Origin of the sequence: Shewanella electrodiphila (assembly GCF_023283985.1) — a bacterium.
Lineage (GTDB): Bacteria > Pseudomonadota > Gammaproteobacteria > Enterobacterales > Shewanellaceae > Shewanella > Shewanella electrodiphila.
In genome coordinates this window covers 400,385-414,434 of record NZ_JAKIKU010000003.1, presented here as the reverse complement: position 1 = coordinate 414,434, position 14,050 = coordinate 400,385, and the positions used below count along the sequence as shown (strand labels likewise).

Sequence of the window (14,050 nt, the reverse complement as noted above, 5' to 3'; positions counted from 1 at the left end):
AAAAACCACGCTAATTAGCGTGGTTTTTAAATGAGTCTTTTAGACTGAACTTAAATCATTAAGCTTTTGTCGTATCAGACGAAGCACTATTTGCCATTCTAGACTTAGATGCTTCAGCATCAGGTTGTGATTTTTCATATTCACGACCTTTAGGGACAGCTTGCTGAGTACGAGCTTCAGAAACAGGTTTAGTTGTATCTGACATCACCATAGAACCAAAGCGACTAGCGGCAGCAGGTTTTTTAGCTGGCGCTTCAACTTTCGCGGCAGATGCTGTTGGTGTAGCAACAACTTTGCGTTGAATAGCCGCAGGCTTAGCCATAGGTGCTGAAGCGATTGAATTATCTTTAGCTGGTGCTTTTAGCGGTTCAACTTTAGCTTCTTCAGTTACAGGCTCTTGAGCAATAGGCGCTTCAGTTTTAACTTCTTCAACTACAGGCTCTTGAGCAATAGGCGCTTCAGTTTTAACTTCTTCAACTACAGGCTCTTGAGCTATAGGCGCTTCAGCTTTAACTTCTTCAGCTACAGGCTTTTGAGCAATAGGCGCTTCAGTTTTAACTTCTTCAGCTACAGGCTCTTCAGTTTTAACTTCTTCAACTGCAGGCTCTTGAGCAACAGGTGCTTCAACTTTAACTTCTTCAACAACAGGTGTTGTTTCAACAGCAGGAGCCTCAGTTTTAACTTCAACTGCTGCTTCAGCTTGTTCTGCATCGAGTTGTTTTTCAAGTTCATCAACTGGAGTAAATACAGCTGTTGCTGGCGCAGTTTCATCTTCATCACGACGACGACGTTGACCCGCTGCACGCAAATGACGAGGGCTACGACGGCTACGACGCTGACCTTGTTTCTCATCACTGTCTTCAGCATTATCTTCAGATGTAACAACAGGTGCTTCTGCTGATGCTTCAGCTGGGGCAGCTACAGGCGCTGAACTTGTTGCTTCAACCGTGGTTTCGACAACTGCAGAGTCAACTTTCACTTCAGAATCAGTTTTTTCAGTTTTGATAACTTGAGCATCTTTTGCTGATTCAGATGTTACCGCTTCAACTGATTCAGACTTAACTTGCTCAGTTTTTGCTGTGTTATCTTTTCTTGGACGACGAGTACGAGCCGGTTTAGCTGCTTGTTCTGTTGCAACAGGCTTAGCTGTTTCAACTGAAGCAGTAGTTTCAGTTGTGGCAACGTCATTTAACTTAGCTTCATTTTGTTCGTTTTCAATTCGAACTTTACGGCGCATGTTACGACGTTGACGACGTTCTCTGGCAGCTTCCTGCTTAGGTGATTTCTCGCCTTCAGCACGTGGCTTATCTGCAACAGGTTTATTTGTATTAACTTTAGGGTCATTCTTAGTCGGACGTTTATCAGCTTGCTCTTTGTTAGCAACATCTCTGTCAGACTTCTTGTTACGACCTTTGTTGTCTCTGCCTTTGTTATCAGCATCGTTACGGTTATCGCTGCGGTTGTCATTACGATTGCGACGATTGTCAGTGCGACGTGAATCATTGCGACGGTTACGACGGTTGTTTTGACCATCTTTACGATTTTTGTCTGATGGCTTAGATTCAGTTTTTGCAGGCTCATCTGATGAGAATAGTTTGCTAATCGCTGAAACCATTTTAGCGAAGAAACCAGGCTCTGATGCAGTAGCTTCAACTTTAGCAGGCTGTTCAACAGTCGGTTTTGGCGCAACATTTTTTGGCGTACCAAAACCTTTAATAGCTGGCTGTTGTGCTTCTGCACGTTCTAGTTTACGTGGTTCGTACAACTTAGCTTCAGGTTTTTCTACACGCTTATAGCTTGACTCAACGACTTCATCATCGCTTCTTAAACGTGATACGCGGTAGTCAGGTGTTGTCATGTGCGAATCTGGGATTACGTACACTTCAACATTGTGACGTTCTTCAGTGATGCGAATTGCTTTACGCTTTTCGTTCAATAAGAATGCAGCAACATCAACAGGTACAACAGCTTCGATTTGCGAGGTATTTTCTTTAATCGCTTCTTCTTCCATTAAGCGAAGGATAGAAAGAGCTAAAGATTCAGTACTACGAATCGTACCTTGGCCATGACAGCGAGGACATAAATGACCTGCAGATTCACCAAGAGAAGGGCGTAGACGTTGGCGTGACATTTCCATCAAACCAAAACGAGAAATACGACCTAATTGTACACGAGCACGGTCTAAATGAACCGCATCACGCATTCTGTTTTCAACTTCACGTTGATGTCTAACTGGTGTCATATCGATGAAATCGATAACCACTAAACCACCTAGGTCACGTAAACGTAATTGACGTGCAATTTCGTCTGCGGCTTCAAGGTTAGTGTTTAATGCTGTTTCTTCAATATCTCCGCCTTTTGTAGCACGTGCAGAGTTAATATCGATAGACGTTAATGCTTCAGTCGGGTCAATAACAATTGAACCGCCAGAAGGCAAACGTACTTCACGTTGGAAAGCAGACTCAATTTGAGACTCAATTTGGAAGTGAGTGAATAGCGGTACTTCAGATTCGTAACGCTTAACACGTTCAACGAAATCAGGGCGAACAAGGCCAATATGCTGTTTCGCTTCTTCAAAAATGCGTGGGTGATCAATTAAGATTTCACCAACATCACGGCGTAAGTAATCACGGATAGCGCGAACAATTACGTTACTTTCTTGGTGAATAAGAAATGGTGCAGGCTTGCTTTGAGCTGCTTCCTGAATGGCATCCCAATGATGTTGAAGAACTTTAAGGTCCCATTTTAGTTCTGCAGCGTCTTTACCAACACCAGCTGTACGTACAATAAGGCCCATACCGTTAGGTACAGATAACTCAGACATTGCTGCTTTAAGCTCAGTACGCTCATCACCTTCGATGCGACGAGAAATACCGCCAGCACGTGGGTTATTAGGCATTAACACTAAGTAAGAACCAGCAAGAGAGATAAACGTTGTTAAGGCGGCGCCTTTATTACCACGTTCTTCTTTGTCGATTTGTACGATAACTTCTTGGCCTTCAGATACCACTTCTTTGATATTTGGGCGACCTTGGAAAGAGTATCCTTTAGGGAAGTATTCGCGTGCGATTTCTTTAAGCGGAAGGAAACCGTGACGATCAGCGCCGTAATCAACAAACGCAGCTTCTAAAGAAGGTTCTACGCGAGTGATGGTGCCTTTATAGATATTTGATTTTTTTTGTTCATGGCCTGGGCTTTCGATATCCAGATCATACAATTGTTGCCCATCTACTAGGGCAACGCGCAACTCTTCCGATTGAGTTGCATTTATTAACATACGTTTCATGATGACTTAATTCTTCTAATAAGGTCATCAAACAAAGACTTATCGTTGCATTACGGGCCTAAAATTATTATTCACAAAGCCTCACGGCTGGTTTTTAGGCAAGTTAGGTGCGCATTGCTGTAAGACGCATTCGCTGCGTGTCGCATCCTATTTATGGCTTATTTTTTAATGATTACAAAAACAAGGAATTCGTTGTTAATACGCAACCAACCCCATAAATTTTAAAATTTCTTATCCGGTAATGCCCAAGTCGAATCGGTCTGTTTGATAACAAGCTAAAATTTGTTCGAATTTGGGGGTGCAATGTTTCAGGAAAACTTTTTAAATAATGATGAAACAGACGGTTTAACTGTAAAAGCAATTCTTATTGCTTTGTGATGTTTACAGTCTGCAAATCAATGATTTGCGACCTGCCGTGCTCATGAATTCTACTGAAAAAACACCATAATAAATTGAGGTTGTGAACAATTTATTCACTGTTTATCCTCAATCACTGCGCAAATATAGCAATAAACAATTTAGACAGCAATCAAAACAACGAATTCTTATTATCCCATCAAGGTAAAACTTAGGGTACAATGTGCGCCGTAATTACTATAGGCGCATCATGAATACAGAAACTCCCACAAAAGTTCAGTTGGTCACCATTGATGAAGATCATTTTGAGCAACGCATTGATAATTTTCTTCTCACCAAATTAAAAGGTGTTCCTAAAAGCATGATTTATAGAATCGTGCGAAAAGGAGAGGTGCGTGTAAATAAGAAAAGGATAAAACCTGAGTATAAATTACAAATTGATGATGTGGTGCGTATTCCGCCAGTGAGAATGGCTGAAAAAGATCATCGTACAGCCCCTTCAGCTAAATTATCGAAAGTGACTCAGTTAGAAGCACGTATTATTCATGAAGATAATCATCTTATCGTATTGAATAAACCTGCGGGAATTGCTGTTCACGGTGGCAGTGGTGTTGATTTTGGTGTGATTGAAGGCCTTCGTTCATTACGACCACAACAAAAGTTTTTAGAGTTGGTTCATCGATTAGATAAAGACACATCAGGTGTGTTACTGATTGCTAAGAAACGCAGCGCATTAAAACATTTACACGATCAACTGCGTAAGAAAACGATGCAGAAAGATTATATGGCTTTGGTTCGCGGTGATTGGCAAGCTAAAGATAAAGTCATTAAAGCGTCGTTACTTAAAATCACTCTTAAATCCGGTGAGCGAATAGTCAGAGTAAACCCTGAAGGTAAAGCATCTGAAACCCGTTATAAGATTATGCAGCGTTACCAAGGCTGCACATTAGTTAAAGCGAGTCCAGTAACAGGTCGAACTCACCAAATTCGAGTACATTGTCAATATGCAGGTCATGCAATTGCCTGTGATGATAAGTACAGTGAGAAGAAGTTTGATGATGCTATGCGTGACAAAGGTTTAAATCGTTTATTTTTGCATGCGGCTGAACTTAAGTTTATACATCCTGAAAATGATGAAGTGACGACAGTAAAAGCGCCATTAGATGATGTTTTATTAGCAACCTTAGAGAAGTTAAAGCGCGCATGAACCCAAATCAGACAAAACAGTATCAGTTAGTCATCTTTGATTGGGATGGCACATTAATGGATTCAATCGGTAAAATAGTTGATTGCATGCAATGTGTGGCGAAAGAATTAAGTTTAGTTGTTCCTTCAGAGCAACAAGTCCGCGATATTATCGGTTTGTCTATTTTACCTGCGATGGAAAAGTTGTTTCCTCACAATGCTGATATGTACGACGAACTTTTGGAAGCTTACAAAAACTACTACTTAAACATTAATGTGACGCCTTCGCCTTTGTTTGACGGTATTGAGAATGTGTTATCTCAAATTCAAGCAGCAGGGCACACGTTAGCCATTGCTACCGGTAAACGCAGAGCAGGTCTTGATAGAATGTTGTCTGAAACGGGTTTAGGTAAATATTTTGTGGCTACTCGTTCTGCTGATGAAGCTGAGTCAAAACCGCACCCTTCGATGATCACATCTTTACTTGATGAGTTAGATATCAATGCTGAACAGACAGTGATGATTGGTGATTCAAAGCTTGATATTGCAATGGCAAATAATGCGGGTGTGAGTAGCATTGCGGTCACTTATGGTGCACATAGCTTAGAAGATTTATTAAGTCAGAATCCTACAGCAACAGTCAATAAGCCGACTGATATATTATTGCATCTTTAGCTCGTAGAGTTATCTTGTACTATTTGGCTACTTGTTTCAGTTTATAAAAAATAGTCTCGAATCATAACTAGTTATTGCCTTATGAATTAATCATAAAAAAGCCGATGAATCATTCACCGGCTTTTTTGTATCTAAGTGTTAATTAACCTAGTGGGTAGATAACTTGCACTTTCAGTTTTAGATCACAAGAACCTACAGTATTCCAGTCTACAGCTAGTGGATCGAATGATTGGCCATCAGCACCATAAACAGGTGTGAACCAGTCAAAGCTTTTCAGTACTGACTTATGTAAATCAGCGGTTACTTGTATACGTGCACCAGCATTACGTGGCCCCATATCTGGTGAGCCTTTCTTAACATTAGAACGAGTATCATACTCATAGTAATGCACTTCACCACTGCCGTTGGTGATTAAGTTTTTACAAGTATTATTCTTGGTAATAAATAAGTCGATGTAGTATTCACCGTCATCTTCTAAGCTCATACCAGGACCAAATGTAGCTGAACTCGCTATTGGCGTGCCATTTTCTATACGATGAGTAGTGAAAGTAGAAGCACCTTTGAAGTTAGAATAACTATTCAGCGTATAAGATTTGCCATCGTCTGGGAATTCATGGGTGATAAATTCACGATTTTCTTGGCCACAAGCCGTTTTAAGTGTTTTAACACCTTCGCCTTCAGCAGCTTCTTTCCATTCATAGAAAGTATTTTGTTTACCCATACGAGTTTCTAAGAATGCAGCATTAACAAATGAAGCACCGTCTGCATTGTAATAAAAAGTACCTACATTTGATGCTCCAGTATAACTATCCCAATTTCCATCAGCTGGATGAGTTGGAACCCCTGGCGCACCTGGCTCTGTTGGTTCAACTGGATCAACAGGATCTGTTGGCTCAACAGGTTCTGCTGCAAAGCTATGACAAGTATCACAAGTCATACCGTTATCGTGGCCATCGTTGTGGCATGAAGTACATGTAGACCCTTCATTATGCTCAAAAGGAATTTCAGGCATACCAAATACGCCCACTAAACTCGCTTCTGGTGATTTACCATTATTGACATACGGCGTATCAGGATTCGGGTTTTCATATTCGAAATTGACACCAATGTTGGCACACTGTTGTTGGAATGTGCTAACAAAGCTAGTGGCTTTCTCATCTAACTCTTTGTTGGTATCAGATAGATTTTTGTTATCTTCTGTTAAACCTTTATTAGCCTCATCTAATTGCTGGTTTTGTTGAGTTAATTCAGCAATTTGTACTTCTAGTTCAGGATTAGGATCGATTGTAACAGTATCATCATCGTTACAAGCAGTTAGAGCCAAAACTGAAATACAGACAAGGCTTAATTTAAAAGTTTTTTTCATCATTGTTCCCCTACTAGTTTGTGACTAGCATTTAATATTATTTTTATTTCAACCTACAAATTAAAGCGATGGATAGAATGAGCAGTCTTTACCTTAATATTTTTATGACATCCATTTAAATGAATGTCTTGTAAAACACTAGGTGAGACGAACAATCTTTTATTCATACGTTAATAAAACGTTTAACTACGTTCAGCTTTAATATGTTTGAACATCCAAATTTAATTTAGATGTAAATAAAGCAGTGCTCACAAAATCATTTGTGCGATATCGATGCTTTAGTTAACACCTCTGATATTGCAGCTTTAACTTTGATTCATTACTAATTCTATTATCTAGTATTAGTAATGCGGTGATTGCTTCGGTGAGGAATGTAAATGTTTGCAAAGAAATAGTATGTGATGAATGTCAATTTTATTCTCACATGGTAAATGATATTAGTTGCAATGTGATCTAAATGTATATTTAAGTTGTTTTGAGAACTGAACATTAGTTTAGAGCAACCTTAAGTTGTTTGCGCTTATTGCTGTGTTTTTGTTTAAGTTGCTGTTATTAATGGCTTGTTGGCTGGGTTTGCATTGGCTATTTAATTTTTTATTGCAAAGTGGTGCTAAATCGCTAATTAAGGGGGGAAACATTACCATATCGTTTCATTAACTTTTTAGTCTTTTTTTTAATCTGTAACAATGTAAATATATTGTCAGGTTAGAGGGCTTATTTATACGAAATGAAAGAGGTTATATTAATTATAAATATTAAATTGAAAGGTTGAGTGTACTTGGTATTTCATTTTAGAGTAATTCCATCAGTCTGGAATACTTGCCGGGTAACTAATTTTAATTGTTTGCAAGTGGGTTTGTGTATTTATATTGCAGATTGTCACTTTCATTAGCATTAATTTATTTTTGTTTTATTCTATTCTTTGTAATCCTTGTTTCTATTTTTTGTAATGATTCTTTTATTTTTGTTGATTAAATGAGTTGGAAGTGAGTTATTCAATAATGTAGACGTAAAATTATATTGCGCCCGATAATCGTCATTCATAAATTACCGATTTTAAATTGAACCTTTGATTATCCTTAACAAAGGTTCATATATTTTTTTAAAAAACGTGACTTTTACAATACTTGAATATCATGTTTTTTAAGTAACTGAATAAGCTTAATCAGTGGTAAGCCAATCAAGGTGTTAGGGTCATCGCCTTCAAGCTTTTCAAACAGAGCGATTCCAAGTCCTTCAGCTTTAAAGCTGCCAGCACAGTATAAAGGTTGTTCTAGTTCAACATAACGGGTAATTTCTGCGAGGGTTAACTCTCTGAAGTGCACGGTGAATGGTTCAATCAAACTGAATGCTTGCTGTGTTTGGCTATGGATAACACTGAGTCCAGTATAAAAAGTGATAGCTTTGCCGGAGGCTTGTTGAAGTTGTTTGATGGCTTTGTCACTGGAGTGGGGTTTACCGACAATTTTGCCATCTATTACTGCCACTTGATCCGAGCTAATTATCACCGCAGGTTGTATTTCGTTTGATCCACTCTTTATATAGCTAATTTTATCGAGTTTAGTCTCTGGATTATTGTTCACATCTTTATTATGCGTATCGAGGTTATTATTAATTGTATTGTAGAGTTTGGCACCTGCTACAGCCTTAGCTTTTGCTAGGCGTAATACTAATGCTTGTGCTGTTTCACCTTTAATGGGGGTTTCGTCGATATTGGGAGATAAACAGTCGAAAGGGAGCTGTAATTTTTCGAGAATTTCTTTGCGATATACAGATGTAGAAGCCAAGATTATTTTGGTATTCATGTTGCGTCTTTCATGTATTTAGATAATTACGACTATAATAAGTCAAAATTGCGTTCAAATGCAGTAAATTTAGCCGGATCGCGCTTGTGATCGCAGGCTGTGACAGGTAATATTTCGCTTCGATCAATTTTAATGTTGGCGTTTTAGTAAATTGTTCAATTTGTTTAGTTAAGCAATTAACCGCAATTTGGATAAATTTCCTTTGACTCTAGCGTTTTCAAACTATAATATGCGCGCCTTATGCAAACAGTAAAGATACCAGTATCAATTGATCCTATTCGAACTGCAGCCAGCGGTCTTCGTTATGAAGGTGTTGTGCCCGGCAAACAGAATAAGCGATTAAACGAGTTATGTGCTGGCGATTGTTCCGATGTGACAGTGTCGTTAGAATGTGGCGTCGATATTCAGGGGATAGTCTACCTTAGCGGGAAGGCTGTGACGGAGCTCACTCTGCTATGTCAACGTTGTATGACACCATATACCACAGAGGTTACGGTCGACTTCTCCTTTAGTCCTTGTAAGACTCAAGAAGAAATCGATGAGCTCCCGGATGCGTATGAGCCGATTGAGTGCAATGAAATTGGTGAAGTTCGTCTGCATCAGTTGATCGAAGATGAATTGATAATCGCTATGCCAATTATTCCTATGCATCAGAATGTTGATTGCAACTTAGGAACAAAAGACATAGTTGTAGGCGAAATCGAGCCCTCTCAAGAGGAGCGTCCAAATCCGTTTGCAGTGTTAGAAAAACTGAAGAGCAAGTAATCTAGGAGACAAGTCAAATGGCTGTACAACAGAATAAAAAATCACGTTCAAAGCGCGGCATGCGCCGTTCACACGATGCATTGAGCACAGCTCAATTATCTGTAGACGCTACTAGCGGTGAATTACATCTACGTCACAACGTGACTGCTGATGGTTTTTACCGCGGTAAAAAGGTTATCAACAAGTAATTTGTTGCTAATCTTATGACGGATCTGACGCTCGCGTTAGATGTGATGGGGGGCGATAATGGCCCCCTCGTCACAGTGCCTGCAGCCTTGCAGGCACTGAAATTCAATTCTCAACTATCCATTATTCTTGTCGGTAATCAAACCGAAATAGATCCTTTCCTAGTTGATATTGATAGTGCTATTCGTGCACGTATTCAAATTATTCATACCACTGAAGTTATCACCATGTGTGATAGACCTATTCAAGCTATTCGTTCGCGCAAACAAAGTTCAATGCGTTTGGCGTTAGAATTAGTTAAAGATGGTAAAGCCCAAGCGTGCGTTAGTGCCGGTAATACTGGTGCATTAATGGCATTGGCTAAAATTTTACTTAAAACGCTACCTGGGGTTGATAGGCCCGCTTTAGTGAGTTGTTTACCTGCAGTAACAGGTAAACCTGTTTATTTATTAGATCTCGGCGCAAATGTTTCCTGTGACTCTGAAACGTTATTTCAGTTTGCAGTCATGGGTTCAGTGTTATGTGAAGCAGTCCATAAACGCGCAAGACCAAAAGTTGCATTACTGAACGTCGGCATCGAAGACGTGAAGGGCAACGATCAGGTCCAGCAAGCTGCTCAGTATTTATTGGATACTGAACAAGTCAATTACACCGGTTTTATTGAGGGTGATGAAATATTCACCGGAACGGTTGATGTCATTGTTTGTGACGGCTTTGTTGGCAATATCACGTTAAAAACATCAGAAGGCATTGCTAAGCTTTTAGTCCACCAATTAAAACGTGGCTTAACGCAAGGTTTGTTCGTTCGGATGTTGTCTAAACTCCTCGCTCCACGTATACAATCAGTGCTCAGTAAGATGAACCCCGACCACTACAATGGCGCAAGTCTGATAGGATTGCGCGGAATAGTAGTAAAGAGTCATGGAAACGCTGATGAAGCGGCTTACTTACAAGCAATCAATTTAGCTGCTACAGAAGCAAAACGTCGTCTTCCGGAAATGATTAAAGATCGTTTGGAGACGATTCTTTTAGACATCAATAGCTGATCTCATTATATGCAAACAAAAATTCTCGGAACTGGTAGTTATCTGCCGGTGCAAGTTCGTAGTAATCACGATTTAGAAAAAATGGTCGACACTTCAGATCAATGGATTGTGGAGCGTACAGGTATTTCTGAACGACGTATTGCAGCAAAAGACGAAACTGTAACTACATTAGGTTATCAAGCCGCATTAAAAGCGTTAGAAATGGCAGGGATTGAAGCCAGTGAACTAGACATGATTGTCTGTGGTACCACAAGTGCTAGCAATGCTTTTCCTGCTGCAGCCTGTGAAATTCAAAAGTTACTCGGCATTCATACTATTCCTGCGTTTGATATTGCTGCAGCGTGCTCAGGTTTTGTTTATGCATTATCTATTGCAGACCAGTTTGTAAAAACAGGTGCCGCTAAAAAAGTATTGGTTATCGGTGCAGATGTATTATCACGTTTGTGCGATCCTGAAGATCGTACTACTGTCATATTATTTGGCGATGGTGCTGGTGCAGCCGTGATTGGTGCAAGTGAGCAACCAGGTATTATTTCGACTCATATTTATGCTGATGGCCGTCAAGGTGATTTATTAAAATGTTCTTTCCCGCCAAGAGCTGCAGAATCATCAGAAGCCGTTAGTTTTATGACTATGAAAGGTAATGATGTTTTCAAGTTTGCAGTCACTCAGCTTTCGCATGTTGTGACTGAAACATTACGTATTAATAATATTGATAAATCAGAAATTGATTGGTTAGTGCCTCATCAAGCAAACTTTAGAATTATTAAAGCTACAGCTAAGAAACTGGATATGAGCTTAGATAAAGTTGTATTGACGTTAGCTAAGCATGGTAATACTTCAGCTGCATCAGTTCCGATTGCTCTGGATGAAGCCGTCAGAGATGGCCGCATTCAACGTGGTCAATTAATCTTGCTAGAAGCGTTTGGCGGCGGTTTTGCATGGGGCAGTGCGTTAGTTAGGTTTTGATTTAACCAGCTGGTTAGATTCTAGATTTATCGTTAAAACGTCAGTAAGATAATTAATATTTTGAATAGAGACTCATTCATTAACTGTTCTAATATTACTTGTCAGTAAAGTTAGCGCTTTATATAGACGACAGACGAATAATTTCATTTTTCATGAACGAATAAAGGTAATAAAAATAATGGAAAATATGGCTTTTGTTTTTCCTGGTCAAGGTTCGCAAGCCGTTGGCATGTTAGCTGATCTTGCTGCGGATTTTCCGGTTGTCACTGAGACATTTTCACAAGCAAGCGAAGTATTGGGTTATGACCTTTGGGCGCTAACTCAAGATGGACCCGCTGAAAAATTAAATGAAACAGACAAAACTCAACCTGCATTATTAACCGCAAGTGTGGCTATTTTCCGCGCTTATCAAGCAAGCGGTGCGGCTCAACCTGCTTTATTAGCAGGCCATAGCTTAGGTGAGTACTCCGCGCTGGTATGTGCTGGTGTGATTGATTTTGCTGATGCTATTAAATTAGTCGAGCTTCGTGGTCAACTCATGCAACAGGCTGTTCCAGCAGGCACAGGTGCGATGTTTGCTATTATCGGTTTAGATAATGATGCAATCGCTACAGCTTGTGAACAATCAGCCAATGGCGCAGTGGTTAGCCCGGTTAACTTTAATAGTCCTGGCCAAGTCGTTATCGCTGGTGAAAAAGAAGCGGCAGAAAGAGCTGCGGCAGCGTGTAAAGCGGCAGGGGCCAAAATGACAGTAGCATTACCAGTGAGTGTGCCGTCTCATTGTGAACTGATGAAGCCTGCAGCTGATAAGTTAGCGATAGCATTAACCGAACTGACTTTTAATGAGCCTAAAATTAGCGTGATAAATAATGTTGATGTTGCCACGCCAACTGCGGCAAGTGACATTAAAGATGCTTTAGTTCGCCAGTTATATTGCCCTGTGCGTTGGAGCGAATCGGTCGAGCTAATGGCAAGTAAAGGCATCACAGATTTAGTAGAAATGGGCCCAGGTAAAGTCTTAACGGGTTTAACAAAAAGAATTAATAAATCATTAAAGGGGCATGCGGTAAACAATGCAGCGTCTTTATCTGCTTTAATCCAATAAGGAATTTTCATGAGCATTAGCTTTAATTTAACCGGTAAAGTTGCATTAGTCACCGGCGCAAGTCGTGGTATTGGACGTGCAATCACTGAAACCTTGGTCGAAGCCGGCGCAGTTGTTATTGGTACTGCAACCAGTGAAAAAGGTGCTGCGGCGATTCAAGAGTACCTTGGCGACAAAGGTCACGGTCTAGTATTAAACGTTACTGATAAAGAATCAGTTGCACAATTATTCGCCCAGATCAAAGAAAAAGCCGGTGATGTTGATATTCTTGTAAACAGCGCGGGTATCACTCGTGATAATTTATTAATGCGAATGAAAGATGATGAGTGGCAAGATATCCTTGATACTAACTTAACGTCGCTATTTAGATTATCAAAACCTGTAATGCGCTCAATGATGAAAAAACGTAATGGACGCATCATTAACATCGGTTCAGTTGTTGGTACCATGGGCAATGCAGGCCAAGTAAACTACTCTGCAGCTAAAGCTGGTTTGATCGGATTTACAAAATCTCTTGCAAGAGAGGTTGCATCTCGTCAAATAACAGTGAATGCTATTGCACCAGGTTTCATACAAACTGACATGACAGATGAGCTAACTGAAGAACAACAGCAAGCTATCATGTCACAAGTTCCAATGGAGCGTTTAGGGCAGGCACAAGAGATTGCTAACGCTGTATTGTTCTTAGCATCTGACTCTGCTGCTTACATAACGGGTGAGACCCTGCATGTAAATGGTGGAATGTACATGGTTTAATCGCCTTCAAAGGCAACGACTTTTATTGAATCTGGTTTGATATCAAAGTATGATAATTTTCGTGGTTAGACCACGAAAACTAAGCTTGCATTGTCAGCTGGATCGAATAAACTACTCGCAATCTTACGCAAGTGTGTAATTTGAATAGGAAAGAAAACTAATGAGCAACATCGAAGAACGTGTAAAGAAAATCATCATTGAGCAACTTGGCGTTAAAGAAGAAGACGTTAAATCAGCTGCATCATTCGTAGACGATTTAGGTGCAGATTCTCTGGACACTGTTGAATTGGTTATGGCTCTAGAAGAAGAGTTTGATACCGAGATCCCTGATGAAGAAGCTGAAAAGATCACTACTGTTCAAGCAGCGATCGATTACGTTTCAAAAAATCAGTAATCCCAGATTCACAAAAACAGGTGGCATTTATGCCGCCTGTTTTTGTTTCTGAAGTCGATACTTTTCGACTAGACTTAATTTCCAAGCGTTAATCCTTCAGCTCCATCCTTATCTACTCAATGCTAAATGTACCGGTACAAAGTCATTGATGATGG

The 14,050-nt window shown here is 40.0% G+C and carries 12 protein-coding genes; 9 read left to right on the top strand and 3 right to left on the bottom strand.

The features are described from left to right. Nucleotides 1-58 precede the first annotated feature (58 nt). On the bottom strand, nt 59-3,286 hold the full coding sequence (rne, locus tag L2737_RS07785) for a ribonuclease E (protein ID WP_248955348.1): 3,228 nt from the start codon (nt 3,284-3,286) through the stop codon (nt 59-61). 607 nt (nt 3,287-3,893) lie between these two features. Here rne and rluC point away from each other — a divergent pair. Together rluC and L2737_RS07775 are read left to right on the top strand one after the other, a co-directional pair. After that, nucleotides 3,894-4,850, top strand: coding sequence for a 23S rRNA pseudouridine(955/2504/2580) synthase RluC (gene rluC, locus L2737_RS07780; protein ID WP_229370376.1), 957 nt, complete (start codon nt 3,894-3,896; stop codon nt 4,848-4,850). Then, the gene (locus tag L2737_RS07775) at nt 4,847-5,503 is read left to right on the top strand and encodes an HAD-IA family hydrolase (protein ID WP_229370375.1); all 657 of its coding nucleotides are present in this window, start codon (nt 4,847-4,849) and stop codon (nt 5,501-5,503) included. Before rluC ends, L2737_RS07775 begins: the two co-directional genes overlap by 4 nt. Nucleotides 5,504-5,645: 142 nt before the next feature. On the opposite strand, the gene L2737_RS07770 is transcribed toward L2737_RS07775, so the two are convergent. After that, nucleotides 5,646-6,872: a hypothetical protein gene (locus tag L2737_RS07770; RefSeq protein ID WP_248955347.1), complete on the bottom strand. Its 1,227-nt coding sequence runs from the start codon at nt 6,870-6,872 to the stop codon at nt 5,646-5,648. 1,115 nt (nt 6,873-7,987) lie between these two features. After that, on the bottom strand, nt 7,988-8,674 hold the full coding sequence (locus L2737_RS07765) for a Maf family protein (protein ID WP_248955346.1): 687 nt from the start codon (nt 8,672-8,674) through the stop codon (nt 7,988-7,990). A 240-nt stretch (nt 8,675-8,914) separates the two neighbouring features. Here L2737_RS07765 and yceD point away from each other — a divergent pair, with 240 nt between their 5' ends. The 7 genes from yceD to acpP all read left to right on the top strand — a co-directional run bounded on the left by yceD (nt 8,915) and on the right by acpP (nt 13,895). Continuing rightward, nucleotides 8,915-9,439, top strand: coding sequence for a 23S rRNA accumulation protein YceD (gene yceD / locus L2737_RS07760; RefSeq protein ID WP_229370371.1), 525 nt, complete (start codon nt 8,915-8,917; stop codon nt 9,437-9,439). Nucleotides 9,440-9,456: 17 nt separating this feature from the next. After that, nucleotides 9,457-9,627, top strand: coding sequence for a 50S ribosomal protein L32 (gene rpmF, locus L2737_RS07755; protein WP_011496728.1), 171 nt, complete (start codon nt 9,457-9,459; stop codon nt 9,625-9,627). A 15-nt stretch (nt 9,628-9,642) separates the two neighbouring features. After that, complete coding sequence (plsX, locus tag L2737_RS07750) at nt 9,643-10,671, top strand: phosphate acyltransferase PlsX (protein WP_229370370.1); 1,029 nt, start codon at nt 9,643-9,645, stop codon at nt 10,669-10,671. Between the two features lie 9 nt (nt 10,672-10,680). Further along, the gene (locus L2737_RS07745) at nt 10,681-11,640 is read left to right on the top strand and encodes a beta-ketoacyl-ACP synthase III (RefSeq protein WP_102528695.1); all 960 of its coding nucleotides are present in this window, start codon (nt 10,681-10,683) and stop codon (nt 11,638-11,640) included. Between the two features lie 178 nt (nt 11,641-11,818). After that, nucleotides 11,819-12,745 (top strand): ACP S-malonyltransferase, encoded by a 927-nt coding sequence (gene fabD, locus L2737_RS07740; RefSeq protein WP_248955345.1) that lies wholly within the window; start codon nt 11,819-11,821, stop codon nt 12,743-12,745. 9 nt (nt 12,746-12,754) lie between these two features. Next, a complete protein-coding gene (gene fabG, locus L2737_RS07735; RefSeq protein ID WP_102528697.1) occupies nt 12,755-13,501 on the top strand; it encodes a 3-oxoacyl-ACP reductase FabG in 747 nt (248 codons plus the stop codon). A gap of 160 nt (nt 13,502-13,661) precedes the next feature. Then, on the top strand, nt 13,662-13,895 hold the full coding sequence (gene acpP / locus L2737_RS07730; RefSeq protein WP_011496723.1) for an acyl carrier protein: 234 nt from the start codon (nt 13,662-13,664) through the stop codon (nt 13,893-13,895). Nucleotides 13,896-14,050 lie beyond the last annotated feature (155 nt).

Coding starts and splice junctions, on each gene's coding strand:
- rne (WP_248955348.1), bottom strand. CDS start 3,286: ATGAAACGTATGTTAATAAATGCAACTCAATCGGAAGAGTTGCGCGTT.
- rluC (WP_229370376.1), top strand. CDS start 3,894: ATGAATACAGAAACTCCCACAAAAGTTCAGTTGGTCACCATTGATGAA.
- L2737_RS07775 (WP_229370375.1), top strand. CDS start 4,847: ATGAACCCAAATCAGACAAAACAGTATCAGTTAGTCATCTTTGATTGG.
- L2737_RS07770 (WP_248955347.1), bottom strand. CDS start 6,872: ATGATGAAAAAAACTTTTAAATTAAGCCTTGTCTGTATTTCAGTTTTG.
- L2737_RS07765 (WP_248955346.1), bottom strand. CDS start 8,674: ATGAATACCAAAATAATCTTGGCTTCTACATCTGTATATCGCAAAGAA.
- yceD (WP_229370371.1), top strand. CDS start 8,915: ATGCAAACAGTAAAGATACCAGTATCAATTGATCCTATTCGAACTGCA.
- rpmF (WP_011496728.1), top strand. CDS start 9,457: ATGGCTGTACAACAGAATAAAAAATCACGTTCAAAGCGCGGCATGCGC.
- plsX (WP_229370370.1), top strand. CDS start 9,643: ATGACGGATCTGACGCTCGCGTTAGATGTGATGGGGGGCGATAATGGC.
- L2737_RS07745 (WP_102528695.1), top strand. CDS start 10,681: ATGCAAACAAAAATTCTCGGAACTGGTAGTTATCTGCCGGTGCAAGTT.
- fabD (WP_248955345.1), top strand. CDS start 11,819: ATGGAAAATATGGCTTTTGTTTTTCCTGGTCAAGGTTCGCAAGCCGTT.
- fabG (WP_102528697.1), top strand. CDS start 12,755: ATGAGCATTAGCTTTAATTTAACCGGTAAAGTTGCATTAGTCACCGGC.
- acpP (WP_011496723.1), top strand. CDS start 13,662: ATGAGCAACATCGAAGAACGTGTAAAGAAAATCATCATTGAGCAACTT.